The organism is Salinivibrio sp. PR5 (assembly GCF_001996085.1).
GTDB lineage: Bacteria > Pseudomonadota > Gammaproteobacteria > Enterobacterales > Vibrionaceae > Salinivibrio > Salinivibrio proteolyticus.
Window position 1 is genome coordinate 1 of the sequence record NZ_MUFK01000032.1, and the last position, 25,780, is coordinate 25,780.

The following is a 25,780-nucleotide window of genomic DNA, read 5'->3' on the forward strand; positions in this document are numbered from 1 at the left end:
AGTTTGTTGGTAAATATTTTATAGGGTTTTGATTTCGTCTAAATAAACATGAATTTTGATTTTTAAATAGATTAAAAACAAATACTTATGCCATATCACACAAAAAGGATCTTGATCGAAAAAGGATCCTTAGGTGTGGAAAAAGAAATCACTTGCTCTGCATGAGGTTGCAGAGAAAGTCATCACAAACTGCGGAGATAATCACCAATTTGGTTATCGAACTTGGCTACTATTTCGCTTAACCCAGCACCAATGCGACACTGTTGAACGCAATTAAGCGTAGACGCGTTTGGTCGATGATCCATATTAATTGCGATAATTTTAATCTCGATACAAGGAGAGCATCATGAAAAAGGTGGCTGTTATCTTATCTGGCTGCGGCGTGTTTGACGGTGCCGAGATCCAAGAGGTGGTCCTATCCCTGCTTGCCCTCGAGCAAAACGATGCCCAATGGCAATGCTTCGCACCAGATATCGATCAGCACCATGTGATCGATCATCGTACCGGCGAAGCGATGAAAGAGACACGCAATGTACTCACCGAAGCCAGCCGTATTGTTCGTGGGGAGATCCTTCCGCTAACGGATTTAAACGTCGACCACTTCGACGCCTTACTGGTTCCCGGCGGCTTTGGCGCGGCGAAAAACTTATCGGACTTTGCTTACAATGGCGATCCGGTGCAAGTCAACCAAGAGATGTTTGCGGTTTGCCAAGCCTTCGCCCGTGCAGAAAAGCCCGCCGGCTACATGTGTATTGCCCCTATCATGATCCCGCAGATCTATCCAAAAGGCGTCAAAGGTACCATTGGTAATGAGCCCGATATCGCTGCCGCCTTTAACCGGATGGGCGGTGAACATATTGAGTGTCCGGTATCAGATTATGTATTAGATCAGCGCCACCATCTCCTGTCCACGCCCGCCTATATGCTCGCGACATCAGTACTGGATGCCGCCAGTGGGATCAATCGGATGGTGAAAAAATTGGTGGAGCTCGCCTAAGACACTCTCATCCGCACAGAAACGCAGCAGAGAAAAAGAAAAAAGCGACGCCGAGATGGGCGTCGCTATAACAAGTGAGCGCAAAAACAAAGCTGTTATCAGAACAGTTTGCTGGCCCCAATACACTGGAAGCAATGTGAGCAATGTCGTGCCTTCAGAGCTGAGCATGTGGGCTTTGCCCCGAACGCAAGTTAACAATAACCATTCTCATTCCCACTTTCAACACTTAGTTGAGAATCTTTTTCATTTATTGATCTTGTGCTCAGACTCACTCGTTGTCATCAAACTGTCATTGCATCCACCGTCATCACGCCAACAACTCTGGTTCGAAAAGCCAGTGTCCAGAAAAGAAAAAAGCGACACCCCAAAAGGTGTCGCCTAGCAAAAATAGGCTAACTTAATCACTGTTTGATAAGCGCCCCGCTAATACACTGGAAGCAATGTGAGCAATGTCGTGCCTTCAGAGCTGAGCATGTGGGCTTGGCCCTGAGTGCAAGTTAATAATAACCATTCTCATTATCGTTTATCAAGAAAAAAATACGCTTATTTTTCACTCGCTGTACATTTATTGATCTGCTTCTCAAAATAAAGCCGGTAATCGGCAGGCTGACCTTTTTGCTCCACCGCAACCATCTGATAGCCATGACGCATCAGCATGCACACCATCGCCGTGAAGCGATTACGTGATTTGACCGCAAGCGTTCGATAGCCAGAAGCCGCTACCCACGCTTCTTGCGCTTGTAACAAGGCTTTCGCCACCCCTTGACCTCGGGCCGCTTTGGTCACCCCGCCCAGCCAGCTATAAAACTGCGTCTTACTGGTGGCATAGCCTATTTTGGCACCGACAGGCTCACCGTTTTGATACGCCACCAATACCAATGCTGTGCGTCCCGCTAATCGCGCGTGGCATTGTTCCAAGGATACACCCGTATCCAACTCGGGCACGCTGTTAAGCACCGTTACCGCCTCCTCTAAGTGCCCGGCACGAATTTCCATCTCACCTCCCCGCATTGACGTAAAAAAAGAGCCGCGATGCGACTCTTTATTCTGCTACTAATTAGGACGTTTGCTGCACCGTCGCCGACGGCGTCACCTGTGTGATTCGTCGAATAATCAGGTTGAGCAATACCCCATACATAGGAATAAACAGCCCCAAGCTAATAATCAGCTTAAAGGCATAGTCTACCAAAGCAATTTCAACCCAGTGCTCGGCCATAAAGGCATCTTGGCTTTGGTAAAACGCAATCGCGAAAAAGGCGAGTGTGTCTGACGCATTACCAAACAAGGTAGAACAACTCGGCGCGACCCACCATTGGCGCTGCTGGCGTAACCGATTGAACACATGAATATCTAAGATCTGACCCAGTAAGTAAGCCATAAAGCTGGCAATCGCAATCCGAGCGACAGTGAGGTTAAACGTGCCCAGCTCCGCAAACCCTTGGTAACTGCCTTGATAAAACAAGACGGATAACACGTAGGAAATCAGCAGCGAGGGCACCATTACCAGCAAGATAATACGGCGTGCCAATGCCGGACCATAGATCCTGACGGTTAAATCCGTGGCCAAGAAAATAAACGGAAAGGTAAACGCCCCCCACGTGGTGTGGAAACCCCAAACCGTAAAGGGGATCTGCACCAAATAGTTACTGGAGGCAATGATCAGTAGATGAAAAATCACGAGGTAACCCAGCGCTTTACGCTGCTGAGCAAGAGAAAAGTGGCTCATAGTGCACCTTTTTGTCATTGGGGGCGAGGGAACCCAAAATACTTAGCTACCCGTCTACAGGCAGCGCGAGGTGGCGAATTATACAGCAATCAAGAAACGGTGCCAGCGCAATTTAAAGAGGCGGATGACGCGTCCACCAGCGGCGCAAAAAGGCAATTACCTCATCGCCCTCCTCATCCAGCGCTTCTAACCACACGCTCTGGGTGTAATGTGCTGCTTTAAGCATCAAACGCGTGCCTTCAAAATCAATCAGCCAAGTCATCATGTCCGCGTCTTGTTGGCTCTCAAGCACAGAGGCTTCGAGGGCTTGCAGCAATGGCTGACAGATTTCTTTGCCATTATCCGCATCAAGCTGCGGCTGATAAAACGCCAAGGTGTTGTCGGACGCTATCAATTGCCAATTACTCGGTGCCATAGCCGTACTCGCTCAAACTCAAGTGATCGTCAATCAAGTCCAAAAACGCATCGCCGAATTTTTCTAGCTTGCGCTGTCCGACGCCACTGACCGCTAGGAGCTCCGCTTGCGATGACGGCAGCATCTCGGCCATTTCCATCAAGGTTGCGTCGTTAAACACCACATAAGGTGGAATATCTTCTTCGTCAGCAATGGCTTTACGTAACTTACGCAGCTTGGCGAACAGTTTTTTATCGTAATGGCGCTGGCTCAGCTTGTTGGCTTTGGTGCGAGGGCTGAGGCCAATACGCGGCACCGCCAGCTCAAGGGCAATCTCGCTGCGCAGTAATGGTCGCGCTTGTTCGGTCAACTGCAGCACCGAGCTACGGGCAATGTTTTGCACCAGATAACCGCGATGGATCAATTGGCGAATAATGCTTACCCAGTATTCATGGCTCCACTCTCGTCCGATGCCGTAGGTAGAGAGCTTGTCATGGCCATGATCTTTAATGCGCTGATTTTGCATCCCACGCAACACTTCCACCACGTATCCAACCCCGAAACTTTGGTTAACACGGTACACGCACGACAGCGCTTTTTGTGCTTGTTCGGTGCCATCAAAATGGGTGGGCGGGTCGAGACAAATATCACAGTTGCCACAAGGGGTTTGCCGATGCTCGCCAAAGTAGTTTAGGAGCACCAAACGACGACAGGTTTGTGCTTCGGCAAATGCGCCCATCGCAGTCAGTTTATGGCTTTCGACCTGCTTTTGGGGCCCATCCGGCTTTTCTTCCAAGCAGCGATGGAGCCATCCCATGTCGGAGGGGTCATACAACAACACCGCTTCAGCCGGCAGTCCATCTCGCCCTGCTCGGCCGGTTTCTTGGTAGTAAGATTCAATATTGCGCGGCACATCATAGTGCACCACAAAGCGAACATTGGGCTTGTTGATCCCCATCCCAAACGCCACGGTCGCCACCACAATATTGACATCGTCACGTTGGAACGCCTCTTGGACTGATCCGCGCGCCTCTGTGGTCATCCCTGCATGGTAAGCGGCGGCAAGCATATTGTTATCACACAGTTTTTGAGTGACTTGCTCAACCCGCTTACGGCTATTGCAATAGACAATTCCTGATTGGCCACGTTGACCACTCAGAAACTGTACCAATTGGGCCAAAGGTTTGTGCTTTTCCAGCAAGGTGTAGCGAATGTTAGGGCGGTCAAAGCTACCCAGATGCACCAAGGGATCGTGCAGGGCCAGGCGGGATAAAATATCCTCGCGCGTGGTGGCATCGGCGGTGGCTGTCAGCGCCATCACAGGCACATCAGGAAAGTGCTGTTTGAGCTGGCCTAAAGAGGCATATTCGCGACGAAAATCATGCCCCCACTGGGAAATACAGTGCGCTTCGTCGACCGCAATCAACGCCAGTTGCCACTCCGTTAAGCGATGGATAAAGTCACGCCCTAGCGCGCGCTCAGGCGACACATAGAGTAGTTTCACCTCCCCCTGATTTAGCGCACGCAAGGTATCCGCTTGCGCCTCAGGCGTCATCGCTGAGTTTAAGCACGCCGCCGCAACCCCATTGGCATTAAGCTGGTCAACCTGATCTTTCATCAATGAAATCAAAGGTGAAATCACCACGGTCAAGCCAGTGCGCACCAACGCGGGGATCTGATAACACAGAGACTTCCCTCCCCCGGTCGGCATAATCACCAAGGCGTCACGCCCCGCAATCGCCGCATCAATCACCGCTTGCTGACCCTCGCGGAACTGGTGATAACCAAACACCGCTTTGAGTACCTGATGGGCAGGACTCATGGCAGGATCAGCGGTAGCGGCGTCAGTTTCGGTTGACGCATCGGCATGGGCGGGGGTGGCGGACATAATCAAGCTCATTACTCAAACTGGCGCTCATTCTACCGACACCCCGTAAGCGATGAAACCCTGAGCACAGAGAAAGGTGCTTGCGCCCGCCCTTACAACTTGTTACATCTAGTCAACATGCACACGTTCGTGTTCATCCCTGACCGACACTTATAACGAGACTGCGCTGTGATTCCTGATCCAAAACGCACACGCCAAGGCGTGTTACTGGCCCTTGCGGCCTACATTATGTGGGGTATCGCCCCCATGTACTTTAAAACGGTCAACCATATTCCGGCGCCCGAAATTTTAGCGCACCGGGTATTGTGGTCGTTTGTCTTTTTGGCATTGCTGCTTTTTTTCACCCGTCGTTTTTATCAGCTCAAGCCGATTATCCGCGAGCCGAAAAAGCTGTTGATGCTGATGCTCACCTCTTGCTTTATTGGCTGTAATTGGCTGATTTTTATCTGGGCGATTGTCAATAACCGCATGCTAGATGCCAGCCTTGGCTACTACATTAATCCACTGGTGAACGTGGCGCTGGGGATGATCTTTCTTGGTGAGCGTTTCCGCCGTCTACAGTGGCTTGCGGCCGCGCTGGCGTTGGTAGGGGTATTAGTACAACTGATCACCTTTGGTTCACTGCCTTGGATTGCGTTGGTGCTGGCCACCAGTTTTGCGATTTACGGCTTACTGCGCAAAAAAATCAATCTCCCTGCGGTGCCGGGTTTGTTTGTGGAGACCTGCACACTCTTGCCCGTTGCGCTGATTTATCTGTGGCAGTTTGCCGATACACCCAGCGCCAACCTGCTCGATAATCCCATCAGCCTGAATATGCTACTGGCCGCTGCCGGTTTGATCACCACGGTGCCTTTACTGTGCTTTACCGGCGCCGCCACCCGCTTACCCTTAACGGTATTGGGCTTTTTCCAATATATCGGCCCCAGCTTAATGTTTTTACTCGCCGTCGGCTTGTATGACGAACCCTTTACCCCAGATAAAGCCACCACCTTTGCCTTTATTTGGGCCGCCTTGGCGATATTTAGCTTTGATGCCTATCGGGCGAAACGACAGCAAGAGGCCAAGATAGAGACCACGCCTTTGTCAGCAGGAAAATCAGGATGAATGAGTTCGCTATTCTCGCCACGCTGGCGGGGGTGCATATGATTGCGCTACTCAGCCCCGGGCCCGACTTTGCCTTGGTGCTCCAAAATGCGACCCGTTATGGCCGTGCCACTGGCTTGGCGATTGCACTAGGGTTATCGCTGAGTATTTTGGCGCACACAATACTGAGCATTACCGGCATCAGTCTGTTGGTGCATCAGCATCCACAACTGTTTATGTGGGTGCAAGTGGCAGGGGGCAGTGTGCTGATGTATTTAGGCCTTAGCGCGATTAAAGGCTTGCTCGCCGCCACCACATCGCCGGCGCAAACTACCAATGATGCGCCTGCAGTACGCGGCCAAAAACAGGCCTTTTGGAAAGGGGTACTGACCAACCTTTTTAATCCGAAAGCCTTGGTGTTTTTTATTTCGTTGATGAGTACCTTGGTGCCGGCCAGTATGTCTGCCAGTGGCAAAGCCATGGCCGTGGCGGTGGTGTTTCTGCTCTCATTAGGGTGGTTTTCTTCGCTCGCCTGGCTGCTATCAGGCAGTCGCGTACAGCAAGTGCTCACCAAAGTCGCCCCGGTTATCGATGGCCTGTGTGCACTGTTATTTTTGCTGTTAGGTGGCGCGGTTGTGTGGCAAGCCGGCGTGTTCGGCTAACGCCGCAGCTGAAAAACGCAGGTGTAGGATAAATACCAATATGCCCAGCCGAGGCTGGGCGTTTTTTGGCGTTAATCGGTCGAGCTTAAAGCGCTTCCAGTTTGGCGTACTGAGTCACCAACCACTTAATCCCTTCCCCATTAAAGGCAACTTGCACGCGGCTTTGTCCGCCACTGCCTTCAAAGTTGATGATGGTGCCTTCACCAAATTTAGGGTGTTGAACCCGCTGACCCAAACTAAACCCGGTTTGGTTAAAGTTCTCCTGAGTCTGCGTTTTGGAAAAACGACCACCGCTTGCGGCAGGGCGTGAGACATTGGCACGCATCCGCACTTCTTCCAAGCAGGCCTCGGGCAGCTCACGAATAAAGCGCGAGATCTTATGGAACATGTCTTTGCCGTACACACGGCGCATTTCTGCGTAGGTCAGATAGAGCTTTTCCATCGCGCGCGTCATGCCGACATAGCAAAGGCGACGCTCTTCTTCTAAGCGGCCCGCTTCTTCGGCTGACATCTGGCTGGGGAACATGCCCTCTTCCACCCCGACCATAAAGACTAAGGGGAATTCGAGGCCTTTGGCACTGTGTAAGGTCATCAATTGGACCGCATCATCAAACTCGTCCGCTTGGCCTTCACCGGCCTCAAGGGCGGCGTGGGCCAAGAACGCCGACAGCGGTGTCATCCCTTCCACTTCCGCCTCTTCAGGAGGCGTAAATTGGCGCGTAGCCGTCACCAACTCTTCCAAGTTATCGACACGCGCTTGCGCTTTTTCACCTTTTTCTTGCTCGTACATGGCGCGCAAACCGGAGTGACGGATCACCGCATCGGTTTGTTGATACAGTGCCATGTCACGGGTGTCATCTTCTAGCGCATTGACCAGCTCGATAAACCGGCCCAGCGCATTGGCTGCGCGTCCTGCCAGTGCTTTTTCTGCCAAGATTTGCTCGGCCGTGTGCCATAAGGTTTGGCCACGATCGCGCGCCGCGCCACGAAGCGTCTCAAGGGTGCGATCACCAATCCCCCGAGTGGGCGTGTTTACCACCCGCTCAAACGCCGCATCGTCATTGCGATTCGCCATCAAACGTAAATAGGCCAGCGCATCTTTGATTTCCTGACGTTCGAAAAAGCGCATGCCGCCGTAGATACGATAAGGGAGACCGGCTTGAATTAAGGCTTCTTCCAGCACTCGAGATTGGGCGTTGTTGCGGTATAAAATCGCGCTGTCGGTGAGCGCGCCGCCTTCGTCTTGCCAGGTTTTGATTTTCCCGACCACAAAACGCGCTTCATCCAGCTCATTAAAACCGGCATACACAGAGATGGGCTCACCCTCTTTGCCTTCGGTCCACAGGCTTTTGCCCATCCGATCGGCATTGTTTTCAATCAGGGTGTTCGCCGCTTGCAAAATCGTACTGGTTGAGCGGTAGTTTTGCTCCAAACGAATGGTCTGCGGGGTGGTGAAATCATCCAGAAAACGCTGAATATTTTCGACTTTCGCGCCACGCCAGCCGTAAATGGATTGGTCGTCGTCCCCCACAATCATCACATGCGCCTGTTGGCCCGCCATCATACGCAGCCACGCATATTGGATGTTGTTGGTATCTTGGAACTCATCCACCAAAATGTGCTGGAAACGTGCTTGATAGTGTTCGCGGATCACCGCTTTATCACGCAATAACTCTAAGGTTCGCAGCAAGATCTCCGCAAAATCCACCAAACCGGCGCGGTCACAGGCTTCTTGATACGCCTGATAAATCCGCAGCCAAGTACTTTCAACCGGATCATGGCGGGTATCAATGTGCTTGGGGCGCAAGCCTTCATCTTTTTTGCCATTGATATACCAACTCGCTTGCTTGGCGGGCCAGTGTTTTTCATCCAAGTTTTGCGCTTTAATTAACCGACGCAGCAAGCGCTGCTGGTCATCTGAATCAAGAATTTGGAAGTCTTGTGGCAGGTTGGCGTCTAAATAGTGGGCACGGAGAATACGATGGCAAATGCCGTGGAAGGTGCCACACCACATGCCAGAGGCGGTGCCTTGCATCAATTGCTCGATACGGCCGCGCATTTCCGCTGCCGCTTTGTTGGTGAAGGTGACCGCCATCACCGAGAACGGCGATGCCTCTTCGACCCGCATCAGCCAAGCCATACGATGAACCAGCACCCGGGTTTTACCACTGCCAGCACCTGCCAACACCAAATGGTTGCCGAGCGGCGCGGCCACGGCTTCACGCTGTTTGTCGTTGAGTCCGTCAAGAAGAGTTGATACGTCCATCGCCACCTGCCATTTTACTGGGTATTTATACACTGGTTAGCGATTATACCAGCTCGCCACTAAATTGCGCGCCCGATCATAATGCGTGTTTTAGCTCGCTGAGTGATTGAAACTGAGGTGATTTTAGCGGTGCCGTTGCTGAATAAGGGTATCGAGCTCAGATAAATCGTCGATCGCCACATCCGGTAAGGTGCGCCCTTTATGCATCATGGGTGATTGGCGCTCAGGGCGGATCCAACAGGCTTGCATGCCCGCTTGGCGCGCGCCAGCCACATCCGAACTTAAATGATCGCCCACATGTAAAATACGCGCCGGGGCGATGCCCAAGGCCTGCGCGGCTTTATCAAACATCTCTGGGCTCGGCTTGGCCGCCCCGTGTTCACCGGCACGGAAAATATGCTGGAAAAACGGCGTCAGGCCAATCGCATCGGTGTCGACGTTACCGTTGGTGATGGCCACCAATGGCAGTTTCTCGGACCAGGCTTTTAAGTAAGCCAAACTTTGCGCCGGCGGAGTAAAGTCACTGCGATATCCGCAAAAGAAGGTGGTCGCCGCTTGGGCTTGTGCGCGCGCCTTCTCCGCGGTTAAACCAACATGCTCACCGGCAAGCGTCAGCTGGGCAACCCGCATCGCGGTAACATCAAAGCGTTGGGCTGGGTTCTGGTCACGGGCTTGGCGGCGAAATCCCGCAAGGGTGGCTTTATCAAGCGCGGCGAGCGGCGGGCAGTGCTCACTCAAATAGTCGTTTAGCGCCGCCTCCGCACGTGCGATCACCGGCCAGTTATCGTACAAGGTATCATCCAAGTCAAAACTCACCGCATCAAACGTGTTTAAGCGACGATAAAATTTCATATCACGACTCCGAGTTGTTTTTTTTACCTGCGCGAGGTTTGCTAGCCCCTGTGCTGCGGGCACGGGGATGCGCCGCGTCATATACTTTCGCCAGGTGTTGAAAGTCCAAATGGGTATAAATTTGTGTGGTACTTAAATCGGCATGGCCGAGAAGCTCTTGCACTGCGCGCAAATCCCCGGACGATTCCAGCATGTGAGTGGCAAAACTGTGGCGCAGTTTGTGAGGATTAATGTGGCTATTCACCGCCTGCTTTTGTCCCCACTCCGCCATACGTTTTTGCACGCTACGGTGCGAAATTCGCTGGCCAAGTTTAGAGATAAACAGTGCCTCTTCTGGCCCTTTGAGGAGCTGGTTGCGCACTTTCAGCCAGTTCATCACCCAAGTTTTGGCCATGCCGGAAAAAGGCACGATGCGCTCTTTTTCCCCTTTACCGGTGACACGCAAATCCCCTTTACGTACCGAGACATCACGCACGTTTAAATCAACCAGCTCGGCTAACCGCAATCCTGCGCCATACATCAGCTCCATCATCGCCCGATCCCGCACCGACAGCGGGTCGTCTTGATCCACCTCGAGCAGCTGATTCATTTCATCCACATCAAGGTTTTTCGGCAACTGACGCCCTTGCTTAGGCGCGGCGACCCCTTTGGCCGGATTAGCCGCGAGCTGCTCGGTGAGAACGAGGTAGTCGAAAAAGCTGCGCAGTGCGGACAGCCGCAACGCAATACTGCCCGGTTTAAGGCCATCGCGTTTGGCTTGGCTCGATATTTGTCGCACCCAATCCGCATCCACGTCTTGCCAATGGGCGATACCCCGCGCGGTCAGAAAGTCAACAACCTTATCTAACTGGCGCTGATAATTGCGTTGCGTATGGGCACTAAGGCCCCGTTCGCTGAGTTGATATTGATAAAAACGGTCAAGAGGGACCGTCAGTGAACGGGGAGCAGCTTGGTCAGGCGTTACCGCTGTCACTAACGTTCACCCTTGTTTGTCCACTGACCACATAAGATGGCCAAGTGTGCCGCCAGCTGTTCGATAAAAAGGGTGTCCATGTCTGGCTGAAAGTGCCCGCCATCTGCGCTCGCAAAGCTCAACAGTCCCCACTCTTTGCCTTCCCCTTTAATCGGTACCAGCGCAAAAGAGCCTAGCTCCGGTGGCGTTGCCATCACCGCTTCCGCATCCACACGGCGTAAGCGCCCAAGATAACAACGACGTCCGGCAAAATGATGGCTTTTTAATTGATCCACCGCTTGACGCGAGATGGTCTGCAGCCCGTCGATAGGCGCATACACCCGTATACTGACGGTAAGTTGCAGTTGCTCGCTAAGTGCCGTTAACGCCGCTTCCACCGCCTGTGGCGTGTTGGCACGCAACAGGGCCTGATGCGCTTCAGCAAAAGCACGGAAAAGGGCATCGTTTTTCGCCCCCAGGCTCATCAGTTGGGTAATGTCTTCTTCCAACTCCGCTACCCGCTCACGCAGGCGCTTAAGTTGAATTTCCACCAGCGATACCGCGCCTTGCTCACCGTGTGGCACGGTCAGCTGCGTCAGCAAATCGCGATGGCGAATAAAAAAATCTGGATTGTCTTTTAAATACGCCGCCACCGCCTCTTCGCTCAGCGGCATGGTTTCCAGTGTCGAGGCTTCTACCCCATCATTCATAATTGTAATTGTCCATCAAATACATGTGTCGCTGGGCCTGTCATTGATAAGGGATGGCCCGGCCCGCGCCAGCGAATGCGTAGATCTCCACCGGGTAAACTCACCGTTACTTGCTCATCAAGCAGGCCTTGTATAATCCCGACCGCAACCGCGGCACACGCGCCACTGCCACAGGCTTGGGTTTCACCAGCGCCGCGCTCGTACACTCTAAGCTTAATCGCATTGCGGGAAAGGATCTGCATAAAGCCGGCATTGACCCGTTCAGGGAAGCGTTCGTGACTTTCAAGTAGCGGTCCCAAGGTGTCCACGTCGGCATGGTCGACATCCTCGACCACAGTCACTACATGCGGGTTGCCCATGCTCACGGCGCCGACAAATAAGGTCTGCTCCGCCACCCGCATCAAGTAGGTTTTCTCTTGTGAGTTGGCACGAAACGGAATTTTCCCCGGCGTGAATTCCGGCTCGCCCATGTTCACACGCACCTGATTGTCGTTTTCAATGTGCAGCAGCATTTTACCGGCTTGGGTGCTCACGCTGATCTGATGCTTATTGGTTAGCCCTTTCATTCGCACGAAACGCGCAAAGCAGCGCGCACCATTGCCACATTGCGATACTTCCGATGCGTCAGGGTTAAAAATGCGATAATGAAAATCTGTCTCAGGATCGTAGGGCGGCTCCACGACCAATAGCTGGTCAAAACCGACGCCACGATGACGATCGGCCAAACGCCGAATCAGATCCGGCGAAAAGAACGCGTTTTGCGTGACACAGTCAACCACCATGAAGTCGTTGCCCAGCCCGTGCATTTTTGCAAACTGTACCTGCATGCCAATCCTTATTCTGGTAGGCGCTGTTCAAGCTGCCATAACGACGCCAAGTTTTCGCGCTCGCGCACAAGGTGTGCTTGGTCGCCATCAACCATGACCTCGGCGGGGCGGCAGCGTGAGTTATAGTTTGACGCCATCACAAAGCCATATGCGCCGGCTGAGCGTACCGCCAGTAAATCACCCGCTTCTAACACCAGCGAGCGGTCTTTGCCCAAGTAATCACCCGTTTCGCAAACTGGTCCTACTAAATCATAGGTTTGTGGTTCCCCTTGGCGCGGCACCACGGGAATGATTTCTTGATAGGCTTGATACAGTGACGGACGAATTAAATCGTTCATCCCCGCATCGATAATGGCAAAGTTTTTATGCTCACTGTGCTTGAGAAACTCAACCTTGGTCAGCAACACCCCCGCATTGGCAGCAATCGCACGGCCCGGCTCAAAAATCAGCTCAAGATGACGATGATTGTCCAAACGCGCCAACAACGCTTTGGCATACTCCGATGGCTGAGGCGGTTTCTCGTCGCTATAGGTCACGCCTAATCCGCCACCCACATCCAGATGACGAATCGTAATGCCTTCATCACCCAAGGTATCAATCAACGCCAACAAGCGGTCGGTAGATTCAATAAAAGGCGCGAGCTCGGTCAGTTGCGAGCCGATATGACAGTCAATGCCTTCGACCTTAAGGTGTGGCAAGCTGGCTGCATAACGGAAACTATTCAACGCCTCCGCAAAGGCAATACCAAATTTGTTTTCCTTTAAGCCCGTTGAGATGTAGGGGTGGGTGTTGGCATCCACATCAGGGTTAATACGCAACGATATCGGCGCTTGCACACCCAACTCGCCCGCCACTTGGTTTAAGCGATCGAGTTCAGAGTGGGATTCCACATTGAAGCATTTGATGCCTACTTCCAGTGCACGACGCATTTCTGCGGCCGTTTTCCCCACGCCAGAAAACACCACTTTCGCGGGATCACCGCCGGCGACGAGCACGCGCTCGAGTTCACCTTGAGAGACAATATCAAATCCAGACCCCAAGCGTGCCAGCACATTTAACACACCGATATTGGAGTTTGCTTTAACGGCATAGCACACCAAATGCGGATGATCGCCCACGGCGCGATCAAATGCGTGCCAATGGCGCTCAAAGGTTGCACGTGAATAGACGTACAAGGGTGTGCCGTGATTATCGGCAAGCTGGGTCAAAGGCAATGATTCGGCCCACAGCTGGCCGTCGTCCTGATAATTGAAATAATCCAAGGTGTTCTTCCCTGTCGTCGTTGGTTATTGATTTTGCGTCGGTTGTTGGTCCGGATAATACAGGGGCCCTTGTTGGCCACAGCCGGTCAGTGTCATGATGCCAGTGAGCATCAGTAAAATGACGAGTTTTCGCATAGTGAATGCCAGTGATTATCGAGTCAATGCCCTCTATAATCGCATCACAACCATGAAAAGCAATAGGATGTAACGGGATGAACACAACGGAATATCATCAGTTGGTCGATTTACAAATGCAGGCCATTGAAGAAGGTATCGATGACTCAGGCGCCGACATCGATTATGAGAGCGTTGGCAACGTAATGACGCTGGAGTTCGATGATGGCAGCCAAATCATCATTAACCGCCAAGAGCCGATGCAAGAAATCTGGCTGGCGTCGAAAAGCGGTGGGTTCCACTTTGCCCTCAAAGACGGCGAATGGACTTGCAGCAAAACGGGACTCGTGCTGATGGATCTGGTGCAACAAGAATGCAGTAAGCACGCGGGCGAGCCTGTTTCTTGGTGATCTTGGTGAACAATCGACAGAGCGCGAGCCTCTCGGGCCGCGCTCGTTGACTATTTAAACGACGCTACCTGACCGGCTAACCCTTGATGTGGCGGCTGTCGCGGCGGCTGCCATTGTGGATCGCATTTAAACGGCAAGGCTTGGGTTTCACCCTGCTCATCGGTCACGATTTGATAAAACTGCGGCAAGTTAAAGTTGATAAAATTGGCACTGTAGCTGTAGCGGTCATGAGAGGAGGTATAGAAACGGTTTACCCCTTGCACCATCTCGGTTTTATCCCCGCTGCACTGACGATACACTTCCACCCGATTGTTTTCGTCGAGAATATACAGGTTGTAACCATTGGTACAATCTTCAAAGAAAAACTGCACCAAGCCTTCACTGGCGTAGGCATCAACCACTTCAGGCGGATGCACATCTTGTGGGTTATCGACCACCATCACCGGCGTGCCGTTGACCTTGTTGGTGGAAATACAGCGATAAAAATCAACCGAGTTTTCTAACCGCTGTACTGACACGCCACGACGCTCGAAGAACAAACCATGGGTCTGCTTGCCGATGCGTAATGCTTTAAAGCGGCGGCGCTTTTCCTTTTCAATCGGTTTTAAGCGCAATTCAATGCACTCAGCGACCAATTGATAGACCAGATTACGAATCAAGCCACGCATCTTGCTGGAATAGCAGAACACGTCCACAGACTCTGGGGGCAGCGCGTCTTGGTGCATTTTGCCCAGCATGGTTTTCAATGCTTCCAAAATGGCATCATCGCCACGGTAATTCAGGGTCCGAACTTCATTCCACGAGTTGCGATAAACGAGATCGACACTCCCCACCAAACAAGTTTGTTCGGGACCGTAGCTGAAAATATCACTGTTTTTGAAGTCAAAACGCATCGACGGTTTTTTGTATGCCGATGTCGGGTCTTGCTCTAAATTGACAAACAGCGCGAGCTGGCGAATTTCACACGGGCTCGACAGCGCATCCAATGTCGGGCGCGGTGGACGCAATGAGAAGGTGTTACGCATGTCACTGACTAGCTGATACAAGGTATCAATATCAACATCCGCATCGCGCACCACGGTGTGCAAATGGGTTGACTCCGTCAGCAAGCCGTTGAAAAACGCCCACGCCACCAGTTTGGATAAATAAGCATTGTGCTCTAGCGGCGCGCGACCAATGATATCGACCGGATCAAGCGAGTGCTTATACAAATACCAACCCGGCGCATTGGTGCGCCCTTCCGAGACCTGAATAAAGGTGAGATCCGATTCGTGTAAATCCGGCGAAATTTGCGGATTCAATAAGGTCACTTTACCCGGCAATTCTTCAAAGGCGGCATACAGTTTACGAGCGAGAATACTGATGTCTTGTGGGCTAATCGCGGACGTAATATCGTTGCGGCGGGCAAAGCGGATCAGGTTCCGATAGCTTTGCATCAAGGCGTCAAGCAGCTCGTTGTGCGCGTATTTTACCTCCTCGACTTTCCAGTAACGGCGGTTGTCGAGGTAGGCCAGCGCCTGTTCATCCCAGCCCCATTCACGGGTTAGCAATCGCAACACGTCACGACGCCATGCGACCGAGCCAGTCGACGGCGCCTGAGTCAATTTCTCATGGGTTTTTAGATAAAAACAACGACGTACAAGGTCAAGACGACGGGTGTCACCAATGGATTCCAAATAACGGGTGACTTTTTCCAGCATCAAATAATAGGCGTCGGACTGATACACATCGACCCAACCGGCATAGAAACGGCGTTTGCCATCCACACTCAGAAGCTGGGTGCCGGGATACTGCCATGAGTAGGCTTCGAGCAAAATCGCTTTGAGGACAGACTTATACGGTGAATCAATGCTTTTATACAGTTGCCACAAGCTTGAGCCAAAATATTCTTCGGCTGGGATGGTCGGTAGACCACCAAAGTCGACCCAATCACGACGGTCAAGGCCATGGTCAGCGACCAGCGTATCCACATAGTCCTCGTAGCACGCTTCCATCTCTGGTGGCACCATGTACCACAACAGTTTTTGGCCAGCGAGTCGCATGGAGGAGCGATAAAACTCATCCAGCAAAAGAAAATGCTGACTGGTGCCACAGTTGTCACTGGTCATCGCCTGTGACAAGTGGTGGCGAAAACGCCCCTCACAGACCACAAAGAAGTTCGCTTCTACCCCTTGGTTGAGGGCCCACTCTGAAATAGCGGTGCACTTGGCATCCAGCATCTCGCGCTGCGCCGCGCTGACGGAGGCATCCACACATACCCAAATATCGAGGTCACTGGTGAGGCTTTGTCCCATGGAGCCGGTACTGCCCATGGTATACATGCCTTTAATCGGCAGGCGCTGATCGTGCTCAAAACGCGCAGTTAGAGAGGAGAAACGGGTGTCTGTGTGGATCAGGCAATCGGAGACAAACTGACGTTGTGTCTCATCAAGCTCGTAATCGGCAATGCCAAAGGGCACGCTGTCGTCAAAAAACCCCGGTAAAGCCGGATGGTTTAGATGTAAAAGCACTGGCAGCACATCGAAAACCGCTTGAGCCTGTCGGCTCATGGCTGACCGCGCGCGATCCATTCTCACACGGTTAAACGCTTCGATGCGTTCAGTTTGCTGTTCAACGTATGTTTGCAAGGCAATCATCCAGATTCGTTGACATCCCGGTCAACAGGTCGACGTTACTGTCTTCACCGTATCCGCCCAATTGCAGATAACAAAACGTGATCAATGTAACACTCTAGACAACTCGGGTAAAGCCAATAACCCCGATGCCTGTGTGGTGGTATCTATGCCGCACTATAGGCGATTTTTGAGACCAACATCAATCTTTTTCGCTCTACAACCTTAGTCGTAGACCAGCAAAAATGCCGTCTTTCCAAGTAACAATTTGCTGTAATAATAAGCGATTGATCACATTTTTTCACCTATATCACGACCAGCACGCCATAAATGCGCAAACGCGTCAGGAGAGATTACGTCCAGCGCAGCGCCAATGATAGGATGGGCGCCATTGTGTAAGAAGGAAAGCAAATCATGTATTCAACCCCCGTACGCATTGCGACACGCAAAAGCCCTCTGGCCTTGTGGCAGGCGGAGTTTGTTAAAGCGGCTCTTGAGCAGTCACACCCAGGTTTATCCGTCGAGCTGGTGCCGATGGTCACAAAAGGTGACGTGATTCTGGACACGCCGCTCGCCAAGATTGGCGGTAAAGGGTTGTTTATTAAAGAGCTCGAGCAAGCCATGCTCGACGGTCGCGCCGACATCGCCGTGCACTCGATGAAAGACGTTCCAGTCGAATTTCCTGAAGGACTGGGGCTGGTCACCATTTGTGAACGTGGCGACCCGCGTGACGCCTTTGTCTCTAATCATTACGACAGCATTGATGCATTGCCCGAAGGGGCGGTGGTAGGCACCTCCAGCTTACGTCGAGAATCCCAGCTTCGTGAGCGCCGCCCCGACTTGGTGGTCAATACATTGCGCGGCAATGTCGGCACGCGTCTCGGTAAACTCGACGATGGCCAATATGACGCCATCATCCTCGCAGCAGCTGGGTTAAAACGACTGGGCTTGCACGATCGCATTCGCAGCGAAATCCCGCCAGAAGTGATCTTACCCGCGGTTGGCCAAGGCGCGGTAGGGATTGAGTGTCGATTGGATGATGAACGTATTCGTACCTTGCTGGCTCCGCTGTCTGACGCCAACACCACCCAACGCGTATTGTGCGAACGCGCGATGAACAATCGCCTCGAAGGCGGCTGTCAGGTGCCGATTGGCAGTTATTCAGAAATCCAAGGCGACAAAATCTGGCTACGTGCCTTAGTCGGTGAGCCCGATGGCTCTACCATTCTGCGCGGCGAAATTACAGGACCGCTCGAGAAAGGCGAACAACTGGGCACCGATCTCGCCGAGCAACTGCTCGCCCAAGGCGCACGTCAAATCTTGGATAAGCTTTATCAAGACGACGCATGACCATTGTTGTTGTTCGCCCCGAGCCGGATTGCAGCCAATTAGTCGACCAGCTTGCCCAACACAAGCTGGCGGCCTTGCCTTGCCCACTGGTTAGCTTTACGCCGGGGCGAGATTTACCGTCACTGCCCGCGCTACTTTCCTCTCTCCCCGCTGGCAGTGTGTTAGTGGCCGTTAGCCCCCGCGCGGTCGCATTTACCCATCAAGCTCTGCAACAACAGGGAATGGCGTGGCCGCGTCATTGTCATTATGTGGCCGTCGGTCAGCGCACGGCCAACGAATGGCAGCAGGTTACCACCCAGCCAGTACAGTATCCTGCCCGAGAAGATAGCGAAGGCATGCTCTCATTGGCGCCTTTTAACGTGATAAAAGGGAAGCAGGTGGTCATTCTTCGCGGAGAGAGCGGACGCGATATGATGGGGCAAACCTTGCAGTCGCAAGGCGGGCAAGTTCACTATTGCGAGGCCTATCTACGACAATGGGCGATTGAGCCTTTAGTATCGCAAGTAGTAAGCTGGCCACAAGACACGATTACCACCGTGGTGGTAACCAGTGGTCAACAATTAGCCCACTTTGATCAACTTATCACACTGAGCGGACAGCACTGGCTGCGCCAATGCCGTATACTGGTGCCCAGTAAAAGGATTCAAGATCAAGCGACTGCGCTCGGTTTTGACACGATTACGACCGTTGACAGCGTGGCCAATGACGCACTGGTTAACACGCTGCTGAGGTTAAGAAAAACGGGACTTTCGGATGACTGACAACAAAAACACCGACACCAAGCAAAGCAAGGCCACGACTCCCTCTTCACCAGATACGCACGCCTCGCACAATAAAGCGGCGCCTAATAAGTCTAAACCTGCCACACGCAGCCGAGGTGGACTGGTATTAGGTGCGGTTGCCATCGCCATTGCACTGGGCTCGAGTGGTTGGCTTTTCTACCACGGCCACCAACAAGCCACCGTGCTGCAAAACACGCTATCCGCGCAGCAAGCGCAGATTGCACGTCTTGAGCAAGCCCTGAATGACCAGCAACAGGCAGCAGAAAAAGCGCGGGCGCAAGTGGTTGATGACACCCAAACACGCTTAGCGCAGCAAGACAATACCTTGAAGAGCTTGCAAAAAGCGGTAGCCGAAGTGAAAGGGCGCCGTCCGAATGACTGGCTGCTTGCCGAAGCGGATTACCTAATTCGTATGGCCGGACGCAAGATTTGGCTCGAGCATGACGCGCAAAGCGCCACCGCGCTGATGGAGGCGGCCGACCATCGCATTGCCCAGCTTAACGATCCTTCTTTGATGCCCATTCGTCAGGCGATGGCCGACGATATTACGGCGCTAAAAGCAGTGAAACGTATTGATCGCGACGGCATCGTGCTGCGTTTAACCAGTATGCAACAGCAAGTCGAAACCTTACCGCTTGCCAATGCGGTGATCCCTGACGCGATTGAAACCGAAAAGCCGGTGGTGAGCGAATCGGTTAATGACTGGCAAACCAACCTCACCACCTCCGTCAAAGATTTTGTCGATAACTTTGTCACCTACCGAAAACGTGATGGCAATGTTGTCCCACTGCTGTCGCCAACGCAAAGCTACTATTTGCAAGAGAACGTCAAGAACAAGCTCGATCAAGCGATGCGCGCGGTCTATCAAGGTAATGACGCCTTGTATCATGAGGCCTTGGGTATGGCCAAAGATTGGACGCTTCGCTTTTATAACCAAGATGCGACCGTGACGGAACGCTTTGTCGAGCAAATCGATGCACTCGACCAGCAAAGAATCGGCATCGATTTACCTAACAAGCTCAAAAGCCAAGCATTGGTCAGTGATGAAATCGACACCCGACTGCGTCGAGACATCGCGCCACTCACAGGGGGTCAGTCATGATTAAACTCCTACTGCTTGTCTTAGCGCTGGTTGCCGGTCTGCTCGTCGGTCCGGAGCTTGCTGGTCAACAAGGGTATGTGCTGATCTCTGCTGCCGAGCAGACACTTGAGATGAGTGTTACTACTCTGATTATCCTCATTATTGGATTGATTGGGGTGTTATGGGTGCTTGAGTGGGTGCTGCGCAAGCTGCTCTCGCTCAGTAGCACCGCGAGCGGTTGGTTATCAGGACGTAAACAACGCAAAGCACGCAAGCAAACCCAAACGGGATTGATGAAATTACGCGAAGGCGAATGGAAGCAAGCGGAGAAGCTATTAGCAAAAGCTCGTCCTTTCAGTGACGCGCCCATGCATAATTTACTGGCCGCTGCCGAAGCCGCGCAGCAGCGTCAAGATCTTCATGCCAGGGATCAGTACCTCCAGCAAGCCGCCGACCTTAACGCCAACAGCTTGGCACTTGCCCTGACCCGTGCACAACTACACAGCCAAAGCGGTCAGTACGAAGAAGCACTGGCGTCATTGCGTGCCATTAAGCGCCAACACCCTCGAAACCCGGTGATGCTATCCCTGCTTAAAGACACCTATATTCAACTGGAAGATTGGTCGGCATTATTGAATTTGCTGCCCACGCTGAAAAAAGCTCAGCTTCTCGATGGGACGCAATTGGAAGCACTCAGTGAGCGTGCGGAACTCGGTGTCATGGCACACATTGCCAGCCAACAAGGCACTGAGGGGCTGCTAACCCACTGGAATCGACTCTCGAAAACCAAACGCAGCCAACCCGCTCTGTTGGTGGGGCTGGTGCACCACTTAGTGGCGCGCAACGCGGATTCTGAAGCCTATATTCTACTGCGAGAAGCCTTGAAAAAACGTCCGGAAGACAGCCTGATTGCGCTGCTCCCCAGCTTAAAGCTGCCTGACATTCATCCCGCCGTGGTCATGCTCGAAGAGCTCCTCAGGTACGACTCCCGTAATCCTGTCACCCATAGCGCGTTAGGACAGTTGCTGATGCAACAAGGGAAGTGGCAAGACGCGCGTAGCCACTTTGAGAAAGCCCTCGAGTATCGTGCGGACGTGACCGACTACGCGTATCTCGCCGATGTATTGGATAAGCTCAATCAAGGAAAAGCGGCCAGCGATGTCTCTCGCACCGCACTCAAACTTGCGCTACCCGAGCAACCGCCTGCCGCTTAATCGTGGAAAAATGAGGCACAAGCAAACGAAAACGCCCCGCTTCAAGCGGGGCGTTTGTTATTTTTCATCCGAGCGTCAACGCTTTTTACACAATACGTTTAACGCCGCATCGGCATTACGTGTCACCACTTTCCCAGTGCGGGCATCCACGCCCATTGCTCCTTGCACCCAATAAGGTAAACGCATAGGCAACTGATCGGTGGCCTTAGATACCACGGTCAAATCAGCTTGGCTTGCCAGCATCATGCCCTCTTTTTGGCACCGTGCCATCGCGCCTGCATAGTCAATACGCAACCAATTGATATCCTTTTCCACATATTGCTGATCGCCGGCTTCCGGTTCAGGCAAGCCAAAATGATTCAGGTTAATGGTGGTCGCGCTCGCTGGCATGGTTGATTTTGCCATCGTCGACGATGACGCCATAGACTTCGCCTGCGTCGCTAAAGGGGGTAAGCGAATCACGGCCGGTTCCGATAGTGGCTGACGTGTTTGACGCATAACAGCCTTTTGGGTAGGTCCGAACTGGCGCACACGCTGCAACACCAAACGGGCCACGTCAGGATTATCATACGGACCAATCAGGCAACGCCCGCGTCCATCACGGAGATGCACCTGAAACGGCAAGTCTGGCAACCCTTGACGCAGCGACTGGAAAAACGCGCGCGATGGCACACCTTCCGTTGCCCCGCACTGGATCCAAAATGCATTGCTATTTGGGTCAAGCGCTTGGTTGCCCCATAATCCTTCACCAATATCGCACTGCTCACCAATAATGGGCCAGCCTTGTTGGTGGTCAATCACCGCACACGGCGTTTGCGCCGCATTCACTGGCGCACTGATCGCCCATGTTGCTACGGCACTGACCGCAAGACGTCGCAACCACCTCATGATTTGCTCTCCTGAAAACCGAATGTTGTCAGCTTAAGCAAAGTGACGCGGCGACTCAAGCGAGCGCTGCTCAGCGTGTTAGCTTCCAACAAAAATGGCTGCAAACGCAGCCATTTTATTCACCCTTTATAGATTTTGGGGTTGAAAACATCCCTCAGCCAATCGCCCAGCAAGTTGATGACTAATACCAGCAAGACCAGTACGATGCCAGGAAAGGCGGTGATCCACCACGACCCCGAGAAGATATAGTTAAATCCGATACTGATCAGTGAGCCCAAGGACGGCTGATCGACCGGCATGCCCAAACCCAAAAAGGATAGCGCTGCTTCCGACATAATCGCGTTAGCGACCTGCACCGTCGAAATCACCAAAATGGGCGAAAGACAGTTGGGCAAAATATGGCGGAACATGATCCGCGGGGAGCGAAAGCCCATCACTCGCGCCGCTTCGACGTACTCTTTCTTCTTTTCAGCAAGCACAGATGCACGAATGGTGCGGGCATACTGTGGCCATTCCGCCACTCCGATAATTACCACCAGCATTAAGATCGCATATTGGCTGTAAAACTCACTGCCAAAGCTGGCTTTAAAAATGGCCGAGACAATGATCGCCACCATCATGGTCGAGAACGATAACTGAATATCGGCAATTCGCATGAAAAAGCTGTCGATTCGTCCGCCAAAATAGCCCGCACTGAGCCCAATCACAGTGCCCAATAGGAGCTGCAAACCGACCGCACACAGACCAATGGTCAGGGAGATACGCAGACCATAAATCATGGTCGATAAAATATCGCGCCCTTGGTTATCCGTCCCTAATAGGAAACGCGAATCGCTCCACTCCATCCATGCCGGGGGTAATTCTGAGTCCATAATATCAATCATGGTCAGATCGTAGGGATTGGTCGGCGCAATAAGCGGGGCAAATAGCGCCAACAAGACGAACAGGACAAAGACGGTAAAACTCGCCATCGCGACTTTGTCACGCTTAAAGTGATAGAGAAAATCTGAGGCTAAAAAGCGCTGCCAACGGTTTGGCTGAGTGGTTGTTTGTGTCATTGCCTATGCCTCCTTACCTGTAAGATTGACCGTTGGGTTGATAAGGCCATAGAGCAGATCAACAAAGGTATTCGTGACCACAAATATCAAGCCGACAAAAATCACATAAGCGGTGATCAGTGGCGTATCCACACGGTTAATCGCTTCAAGGAAGAGAAAACCCGTGCCAGGCCATTGGAAGACAGTTTCCGTCAAGATGGTATAGGCAATCATGGTACCAATTTGTACCCCACCGACGGTGACAACGGGCAACATGGTATTTTTTAACGCGTGCTGGTAGTACACCTTCTTCTGGGGCAAGCCTTTGGCACGCGCAAACTTCACGTATTCAGTGCCAAGCGCTTCCAGCATTTCAGATCGCACTAAGCGAATAAACAGCGGTAACATGATCGATGCCAGCGAGACCGCGGGCAGCACCAAGTGCGCCAAGCCATCCAAGGTGAAAAAGCCGGACTCCCAACCAAGCCAATTGGCCGTTTCACCTCGCCCATACGACGGCAACCAACCTAACTCAATCGAGAACACATACATCAACATGATGGCGGTTAAGAAAACAGGTATCGAGATCCCCACAATACTGAAGCCCATAATGACTTTGGTGAGAATGCTATTGGGATGAATGGCAGAATACACCCCAAGTGGGATCGACACGACAACGATAATTAACGCCGCCCCAGCGACGAGCTCCAGTGTCGCTACCAGCTTATCTAAAATCACGTCCACCACGGGACGTTTAAAGAAGTACGAATTTCCCAAGTCGCCCTGTACCGCTTTACCGATAAAACGGGTGTACTTGGTAATAAAGGGATCGTTAAGTCCCATCTCATCGCGCAGCGCGTTACGCTCCGCTTCTGATACTGATTGCCCCACCAGCTCCCGCAAGGGGTCGCCGAGGTTGTCCTGGATAGCAAACGCCACCAGACTGATCACAAACATCACTACCAGTGCCTGAACCAGACGTTTGACTAAAAACGTTACCATGTTTGCCTCTAAGCGATTGGAGATGAAGGGGCCTTATCAGGCCCCCTTTTACACCCTTACTCGACGACCAAATCGCCGAAATAAGGGAAGTTCATACCGTTAACAATCGGTTTGATGTTGACGTTATTTTTGGCGGCCCATGATGGATCCTGCCAGTGCAGAGGAAGGAAAGCAGCGTCGTCATACAGGATCTTCTCGACTTTTTGCAGCATGGCACTGCGCTTCTCGAGATCGGTCTCTGAATTCGCCGCCGTGACCAGTTTGTCGACTTCACTGTTTGAGTAGTGACCACAGTTGTACTGGCCCTTACCTGTGTCCGCATTGCGGGTCATGGTCAAGAACTCGGTAAAGTTGGCGGAGTCTTCAGTATCTGGGTGCCAGCCGATCATTTGCATGCCCGCTTCACACTTATCAAACTCTGGCCAGTATTGCGCTTTTGGCATGGTTTGCAGATCGACCTTAATCCCAATCTTCGCCATCATCGCCGCAACCGCTTGAGCGATTTTTTCATCGTTCACATAACGGTTATTCGGCGCAATCATGGTGATCGAGAAGCCATCTGGGTAACCCGCCTCTTCCATCAGCTTTTTCGCTTTGGCCAAGTCATAACGCGGCTCTAGATCAGCATTGTAGCCTGCATACCCGACGGGGCTTTGCTGGCTAGCTGGCGTGGCGGCACCTTTCATGATTTTTTGCGCGATACCTTCGTTATTGACCGCATAAGCAACCGCTTGACGAACACGCGGGTCTTTAAACTCATCCACAACACTTTGGTTCATTTGGAAAGTGATCACGCGCGTCCCTGGCATGGTCACCAACTGCAAGTTATCAGAGCGTTCGATACGGCGGTAATCATTCGGTGACACCGGCGCAATCATATCCACATCACCTGACAACAAGGCAGCGACGCGGGTGGCGTCTTCTTTAATTGGGCGTAAGGTGATGTTGTCGACATTGCCTTCGCTTTCTTTGTCCCAGTAGTTTTCGTTGCGCTTAAATTCCACGACAACGCCTTGCTCACGCTCGGTAACCACGTAAGGACCGGTCCCTGACAGGTGTGTTGACGCATAGGTTGAGCCATTTTTCTTCAGCTCTGCTTTGTCACGCCCGTCTTCGGTTTTACCACTGTAGTATTTGCTGTCCATCGGGAAGACATAGGTCATCACGTTTTCAACCAATGGATAGGTGCCATCCGTGATCACGTCTACCGTATGCGCATCGACTTTTTTAATATCAACAATCGGGGTGAAGATCCCTTTGAAGTCTGGCGAGGATTTGAGGCGCTTGAACGTCCATACGACATCATCAGCAGTAAATGGGTTACCAGAGTGGAACGTCACACCTTCACGCAGATTAAAGCGCACCGTTTTGTTATCCATGCGCTCCCAAGAGGTGGCGAGGCGTGGCTCAAAGTCCATCTCTTGGGTGAAACGGACTAGCGGATCAAAGACCATATGAGAAAGCTGCAACGTGCCACCAGACAGTTGCTCATGCGGGTCAAGTGAGACAGGATCCGCATCGTAAGCAATAGTGATATCCGCAGCGGCTGCGCTAAAGCTTAGGCCTGCGGCCATCAGCGCCACGGCAATCTTGCTCTTCATTGTTTTCATTTGCATAGCTCCTTTATGCGTAGGGGAGTGTCCCCTGCTGTGTTTGCATCGGTAATCAATT

The 25,780-nt window shown here is 52.3% G+C and carries 24 protein-coding genes; 8 read left to right on the top strand and 16 right to left on the bottom strand.

What is annotated here, in order from left to right:
* Positions 1–346: 346 nt before the first annotated feature.
* Entirely contained in the window at positions 347–997 is a 651-nt protein-coding gene (gene elbB, locus BZG82_RS11570; protein WP_077678142.1) for an isoprenoid biosynthesis glyoxalase ElbB, read from the top strand.
* A gap of 543 nt (positions 998–1,540) precedes the next feature.
* On the opposite strand, the gene BZG82_RS11575 is transcribed toward elbB, so the two are convergent.
* From BZG82_RS11575 to recQ, 4 genes are all read right to left on the bottom strand, one after another.
* Positions 1,541–1,993: a GNAT family N-acetyltransferase gene (locus tag BZG82_RS11575; RefSeq protein ID WP_077765898.1), complete on the bottom strand. Its 453-nt coding sequence runs from the start codon at positions 1,991–1,993 to the stop codon at positions 1,541–1,543.
* Positions 1,994–2,054: 61 nt separating this feature from the next.
* Positions 2,055–2,723: a 7-cyano-7-deazaguanine/7-aminomethyl-7-deazaguanine transporter gene (locus tag BZG82_RS11580; protein ID WP_077640163.1), complete on the bottom strand. Its 669-nt coding sequence runs from the start codon at positions 2,721–2,723 to the stop codon at positions 2,055–2,057.
* Between the two features lie 112 nt (positions 2,724–2,835).
* Positions 2,836–3,138: a DUF3630 family protein gene (locus tag BZG82_RS11585; RefSeq protein WP_077765899.1), complete on the bottom strand. Its 303-nt coding sequence runs from the start codon at positions 3,136–3,138 to the stop codon at positions 2,836–2,838.
* Positions 3,125–5,005, bottom strand: coding sequence for an ATP-dependent DNA helicase RecQ (gene recQ, locus BZG82_RS11590; RefSeq protein ID WP_077765907.1), 1,881 nt, complete (start codon positions 5,003–5,005; stop codon positions 3,125–3,127). The genes BZG82_RS11585 and recQ overlap by 14 nt, the downstream gene beginning before the upstream one ends.
* Before the next feature lie 171 nt (positions 5,006–5,176).
* On the opposite strand from recQ, the gene rarD reads away from it, so the two are divergent.
* Positions 5,177–6,109: an EamA family transporter RarD gene (rarD, locus tag BZG82_RS11595; protein WP_046074498.1), complete on the top strand. Its 933-nt coding sequence runs from the start codon at positions 5,177–5,179 to the stop codon at positions 6,107–6,109.
* On the top strand, positions 6,106–6,750 hold the full coding sequence (locus BZG82_RS11600) for a LysE family translocator (protein ID WP_077765900.1): 645 nt from the start codon (positions 6,106–6,108) through the stop codon (positions 6,748–6,750). The genes rarD and BZG82_RS11600 overlap by 4 nt, the downstream gene beginning before the upstream one ends.
* A gap of 85 nt (positions 6,751–6,835) precedes the next feature.
* Here BZG82_RS11600 and uvrD read toward each other — a convergent pair whose 3' ends face one another.
* The 7 genes from uvrD to lptM form a co-directional block, all read right to left on the bottom strand.
* Positions 6,836–9,016: a DNA helicase II gene (uvrD, locus tag BZG82_RS11605; RefSeq protein WP_077765901.1), complete on the bottom strand. Its 2,181-nt coding sequence runs from the start codon at positions 9,014–9,016 to the stop codon at positions 6,836–6,838.
* A 123-nt stretch (positions 9,017–9,139) separates the two neighbouring features.
* Complete coding sequence (locus tag BZG82_RS11610) at positions 9,140–9,868, bottom strand: HAD-IA family hydrolase (protein ID WP_158011475.1); 729 nt, start codon at positions 9,866–9,868, stop codon at positions 9,140–9,142.
* Position 9,869: 1 nt separating this feature from the next.
* Positions 9,870–10,841 (bottom strand): tyrosine recombinase XerC, encoded by a 972-nt coding sequence (gene xerC, locus BZG82_RS11615; RefSeq protein ID WP_077479946.1) that lies wholly within the window; start codon positions 10,839–10,841, stop codon positions 9,870–9,872.
* Positions 10,841–11,530 carry a DUF484 family protein gene (locus BZG82_RS11620; protein ID WP_077678144.1) on the bottom strand — a complete coding sequence of 230 codons (690 nt, stop codon included), beginning with the start codon at positions 11,528–11,530 and terminating at the stop codon, positions 10,841–10,843. The genes xerC and BZG82_RS11620 overlap by 1 nt, the downstream gene beginning before the upstream one ends.
* Complete coding sequence (gene dapF, locus BZG82_RS11625) at positions 11,527–12,357, bottom strand: diaminopimelate epimerase (RefSeq protein ID WP_069590300.1); 831 nt, start codon at positions 12,355–12,357, stop codon at positions 11,527–11,529. The genes BZG82_RS11620 and dapF overlap by 4 nt, the downstream gene beginning before the upstream one ends.
* An 8-nt stretch (positions 12,358–12,365) precedes the next feature.
* On the bottom strand, positions 12,366–13,619 hold the full coding sequence (gene lysA, locus BZG82_RS11630) for a diaminopimelate decarboxylase (protein WP_077678145.1): 1,254 nt from the start codon (positions 13,617–13,619) through the stop codon (positions 12,366–12,368).
* Positions 13,620–13,643: 24 nt separating this feature from the next.
* A complete protein-coding gene (lptM, locus tag BZG82_RS16230) occupies positions 13,644–13,754 on the bottom strand; it encodes an LPS translocon maturation chaperone LptM (RefSeq protein ID WP_101494787.1) in 111 nt (36 codons plus the stop codon).
* Positions 13,755–13,831: 77 nt separating this feature from the next.
* Between lptM and cyaY the strand changes: the two genes are divergently transcribed.
* A complete protein-coding gene (gene cyaY / locus BZG82_RS11640; protein WP_077455777.1) occupies positions 13,832–14,143 on the top strand; it encodes an iron donor protein CyaY in 312 nt (103 codons plus the stop codon).
* 50 nt (positions 14,144–14,193) lie between these two features.
* On the opposite strand, the gene BZG82_RS11645 is transcribed toward cyaY, so the two are convergent.
* On the bottom strand, positions 14,194–16,779 hold the full coding sequence (locus BZG82_RS11645) for a class I adenylate cyclase (protein WP_077479950.1): 2,586 nt from the start codon (positions 16,777–16,779) through the stop codon (positions 14,194–14,196).
* A gap of 390 nt (positions 16,780–17,169) precedes the next feature.
* Here BZG82_RS11645 and hemC point away from each other — a divergent pair, with 390 nt between their 5' ends.
* Genes hemC through BZG82_RS11665 form a run of 4 tightly spaced genes read left to right on the top strand, consistent with a single transcriptional unit; the run spans position 17,170 to position 21,182 of the window.
* Positions 17,170–18,105, top strand: coding sequence for a hydroxymethylbilane synthase (hemC, locus tag BZG82_RS11650; RefSeq protein WP_069590307.1), 936 nt, complete (start codon positions 17,170–17,172; stop codon positions 18,103–18,105).
* Positions 18,102–18,866: a uroporphyrinogen-III synthase gene (locus tag BZG82_RS11655; protein ID WP_077765902.1), complete on the top strand. Its 765-nt coding sequence runs from the start codon at positions 18,102–18,104 to the stop codon at positions 18,864–18,866. The genes hemC and BZG82_RS11655 overlap by 4 nt, the downstream gene beginning before the upstream one ends.
* Positions 18,859–19,989, top strand: coding sequence for a uroporphyrinogen-III C-methyltransferase (locus tag BZG82_RS11660; protein ID WP_077479952.1), 1,131 nt, complete (start codon positions 18,859–18,861; stop codon positions 19,987–19,989). The genes BZG82_RS11655 and BZG82_RS11660 overlap by 8 nt, the downstream gene beginning before the upstream one ends.
* Positions 19,986–21,182, top strand: coding sequence for a heme biosynthesis HemY N-terminal domain-containing protein (locus BZG82_RS11665; protein ID WP_077765903.1), 1,197 nt, complete (start codon positions 19,986–19,988; stop codon positions 21,180–21,182). The genes BZG82_RS11660 and BZG82_RS11665 overlap by 4 nt, the downstream gene beginning before the upstream one ends.
* 75 nt (positions 21,183–21,257) lie before the next feature.
* Here the strand turns inward: BZG82_RS11665 and BZG82_RS11670 are convergent, their stop codons facing one another.
* From BZG82_RS11670 to BZG82_RS11685, 4 genes are all read right to left on the bottom strand, one after another.
* Entirely contained in the window at positions 21,258–22,070 is an 813-nt protein-coding gene (locus BZG82_RS11670) for a hypothetical protein (protein ID WP_077765904.1), read from the bottom strand.
* Between the two features lie 119 nt (positions 22,071–22,189).
* Positions 22,190–23,128 (bottom strand): ABC transporter permease, encoded by a 939-nt coding sequence (locus tag BZG82_RS11675; protein ID WP_077663233.1) that lies wholly within the window; start codon positions 23,126–23,128, stop codon positions 22,190–22,192.
* Between the two features lie 3 nt (positions 23,129–23,131).
* Positions 23,132–24,109, bottom strand: coding sequence for an ABC transporter permease (locus BZG82_RS11680; protein ID WP_069590320.1), 978 nt, complete (start codon positions 24,107–24,109; stop codon positions 23,132–23,134).
* 56 nt (positions 24,110–24,165) lie between these two features.
* Positions 24,166–25,719 (bottom strand): ABC transporter substrate-binding protein, encoded by a 1,554-nt coding sequence (locus tag BZG82_RS11685; RefSeq protein ID WP_077663234.1) that lies wholly within the window; start codon positions 25,717–25,719, stop codon positions 24,166–24,168.
* Positions 25,720–25,780: the final 61 nt, after the last annotated feature.